Source organism: Paenibacillus sp. E194 (assembly GCF_000935845.1).
Lineage (GTDB): Bacteria > Bacillota > Bacilli > Paenibacillales > Paenibacillaceae > Paenibacillus_B > Paenibacillus_B alvei_B.
Genome location: NZ_JMDX01000420.1, coordinates 1 through 2,663 on the forward strand (window position 1 = coordinate 1; position 2,663 = coordinate 2,663).

6 protein-coding genes are annotated in these 2,663 nt (G+C 48.3%); all 6 read right to left on the reverse strand.

Translation table 11 applies throughout. The features are described from left to right. Positions 1-230: N-acetylmuramoyl-L-alanine amidase (locus tag AZ66_RS28380; protein WP_044358002.1), on the reverse strand; the 230-nt coding region annotated here is incomplete at its 3' end. Next, the gene (locus AZ66_RS28385) at positions 214-660 is read right to left on the reverse strand and encodes a phage holin family protein (RefSeq protein WP_044357998.1); all 447 of its coding nucleotides are present in this window, start codon (positions 658-660) and stop codon (positions 214-216) included. The genes AZ66_RS28380 and AZ66_RS28385, both read right to left, overlap by 17 nt. Positions 661-743: 83 nt before the next feature. Next, a complete protein-coding gene (locus AZ66_RS32230; RefSeq protein WP_197081794.1) occupies positions 744-845 on the reverse strand; it encodes a CD1375 family protein in 102 nt (33 codons plus the stop codon). Between the two features lies 1 nt (position 846). Beyond that, positions 847-1,197, reverse strand: a complete 351-nt coding sequence (locus tag AZ66_RS28390) for a hypothetical protein (protein WP_044357999.1) — start codon at positions 1,195-1,197, stop codon at positions 847-849. A gap of 11 nt (positions 1,198-1,208) precedes the next feature. Beyond that, positions 1,209-2,171 carry a hypothetical protein gene (locus AZ66_RS28395; protein ID WP_044358000.1) on the reverse strand — a complete coding sequence of 321 codons (963 nt, stop codon included), beginning with the start codon at positions 2,169-2,171 and terminating at the stop codon, positions 1,209-1,211. A gap of 35 nt (positions 2,172-2,206) precedes the next feature. Then, positions 2,207-2,663, reverse strand: a 457-nt coding sequence (locus tag AZ66_RS28400; RefSeq protein ID WP_044358001.1) for a hypothetical protein, incomplete at its 5' end; no start/stop codon positions are given.

Consider the following 2,663-nt stretch of genomic DNA (forward strand, 5'->3'; position numbering starts at 1 on the left):
TGCTCGTTGTCGCGCAGATGCTGGTAAACCTCATTATCATCCACCGTGTAGTGCCATGAAGCTTGCCTTCCCCCGCTTCCGTTCAATACATAACGAGAATGTGATTCAGCGGTTGCATCCGGCTTCGTGTTATCGGTGTTGTGTATCGTGATGTATTGCGGAATCATCGGCTTGCTCGGCTTGTTCGAGCGGCCGTCTGGCAACAAACGTTGTTTAATTTCCATCTCCATTTCCCCCTTTTCCTTTCAAAACCTCGACTGCCTGCTTAATCACTCCAGGAATCGGTACGCCGATGCGCCCGCCGTTTTCAATAATCGACAACAGTTCGTTCGCCATATAGAAAAACACGGTAGCGTCCCTGAGCATGTGCTGATCACCTAGAACCGTGTCAACCTGGTGTGCAATGGAGATGATTACAAAGATGAATACCTTTCTAGCAATGCCGACAAGTCCACGGCTGCTGCGCAGCTTGCCTTCAGTTCCGGCAGCCATAATGCCGGTTACGAAGTCAGCCACCGTCATAATCAGAAGCACCTGCAGCAGCAGCGGCCAACCACCGAACAGGTACGCACCAACAACACCAAAACCACCAGCTGCGGCTACTTGCTTCGTACCGTAGTCTCCTACGAGTTGTCCAACAAATTCAATAAAGCGATCCATATAAATCCCCCTTTGAAATAGAAATAGCCCCCATCAATAGCCGAGGGCATAAAAATAGCGCTGACCGTCTATGCGGTAGCGCCTTAAGCTTCAAGCATATTTTGTACAGCATCTCGCCATGTGAGCGGTACTTGCTCAATGCTTCGCAATCCAATCCTGATCAGATCACAATATATCTTTGCCATGTTACTTTTCACCTCCTGCAACCAACTCGGCAAGCTCGGCTAGAGCTAACTTTGTTTTTGTGCCATCTGCCTCTTGAGTCTCGGCAAGCTCTGCGACTGCTAACTTTAATTTGTCGATCTCTGATGTATTATCGATTGGTAGGTCTGGAATTGCTAAGTAGTCAAAATAAATCTCCTTCGTATCTATTTTCACCATTGGTTTAGAAGTAAATCCCGGCTTTTCCCCCGCTTCCGGAATGGATTCAACATAGAATCCGTTCGGCTCCATTTCTATCTGTTCTGGTACGGGATTGTGATATATCGCCCGTACTCTACCAGTTTTTTGCGACACAATATCATATGCAATATACATTTCTTCACCCCTCACATGTGCGTGATTGTACATTTCGCATCAAAATATGAAACGTCGTTGTTGCCTGATCTAATCGTATACCCAAGCTTCATTGGCACGTTATTATTAAATTCTGGTTGTATATTCCTGCTGAACACCGCGTGCCCATCCGAACTGCCACTGGCGGATGCTGTTCTACCCCAAAAGTCCAAAACGAATGAATCAATAATTACCGTCACACTATTGCTAGCAATGTCGATTTCGTTCCCTCCCGCATCTCGCAGCGAAAGGCCTATAAAGCCCCAGCCCCAAAATGTGAGGCTGCTACAGTCTGGCTTTGTTAAAGTTATTAGTCTGACACCGGCTGGGATGGTCGCCAACTCGATAAAGGTTGACTCCCCGGGTACACCTGGACGTTGCCCCGAGTTGTACGTAATGCTTATCCTCCCAGGTACAGCACGTTCTGCCGTTCCTTGTACACCTAGGATATTTGCCGCCTTTAAAATGTTCTCAGGCTTCAACTGAGGCGCTGGCGCGGTAACCCATGATGCCCCATCGAAGTAGCCATATGGTGGCTTAACGAAGACACGATCCCCCGGCCATACCGTTTGCTCTGTGCTTGGCATATGGACATTTTCCGCAGAACGAAACGGCATTGAACCTGTTAACGGTACACCGCCATCGTTGGTAAACGTCTTACCTGTAAGCACATCAGCTGGCTGGGCGTTGCCCGAACCCTTTATGATGTTACTGATTTTACCGAACAAGGTGGCCAGCGATTCTGTCGCCGTGGCAGACACACCCTTTGCTACTAGATTTGTTGCCCCCACTGCTTTAGCATCGTTGATCTTTTGTGCTAGTTGGTCGCCCGTATCTCCCCCTGTAGCAGGAGAACCAATAGCTGCAGCGACCTTTGTCTTTATGCTATTGGCAAGTGACTTTAAATACTTCAGCACTCCAAGCACGTTCTTGTCGGCAAACTCAGGATCATCCACCGATATAGCCGCCGCAGCATGAGCTACAGTACTTTTCACATGGTTATCAAGTTTAGTTGCAGTCTGCCCGATGTTTTTTTATCCTGTTCCGACATCAGGCCACCTACTGTTTCAGTGGCAAATGGTATCACATCTGTTCCACCAGGAAGGTGCGTCTCGGCATGAGGACCAGGTGTAGCGTCCCCTGTCGCTGTTACTTTCACTTCTCCGGTATTCGGGTCTGTTGTGATCGTAATACCTGTGCCGCCAGCAATTCGTAGCGTGTCAGTTTTAAGCTTAGCTGTGATATCCCCTTGACCTGATACCTTGATTATGGAGAAAGCCAGCTGATTAACTTCAGCCCCTTCCTCGATGCTTCCGAGTTTGTCATGGTCTGCTTTGGTTACATGGGCAACCTTATCAGCCACATGGGCATCTAATTCCGTCTTCGTATTGCCTGGTGCCTTAGAATCCCATTCATCCTTCTTAGCCTTTGTCACATGAATATCGCCA

What these genes read in the sequence shown, in the direction of transcription:
- AZ66_RS32230 (WP_197081794.1), bottom strand. Translation starts at nt 845, where the DNA reads ATGGCAAAGATATATTGTGATCTGATCAGGATTGGATTGCGAAGCATT.
- AZ66_RS28390 (WP_044357999.1), bottom strand. Translation starts at nt 1,197, where the DNA reads ATGTATATTGCATATGATATTGTGTCGCAAAAAACTGGTAGAGTACGG.
- AZ66_RS28385 (WP_044357998.1), bottom strand. Translation starts at nt 660, where the DNA reads ATGGATCGCTTTATTGAATTTGTTGGACAACTCGTAGGAGACTACGGT.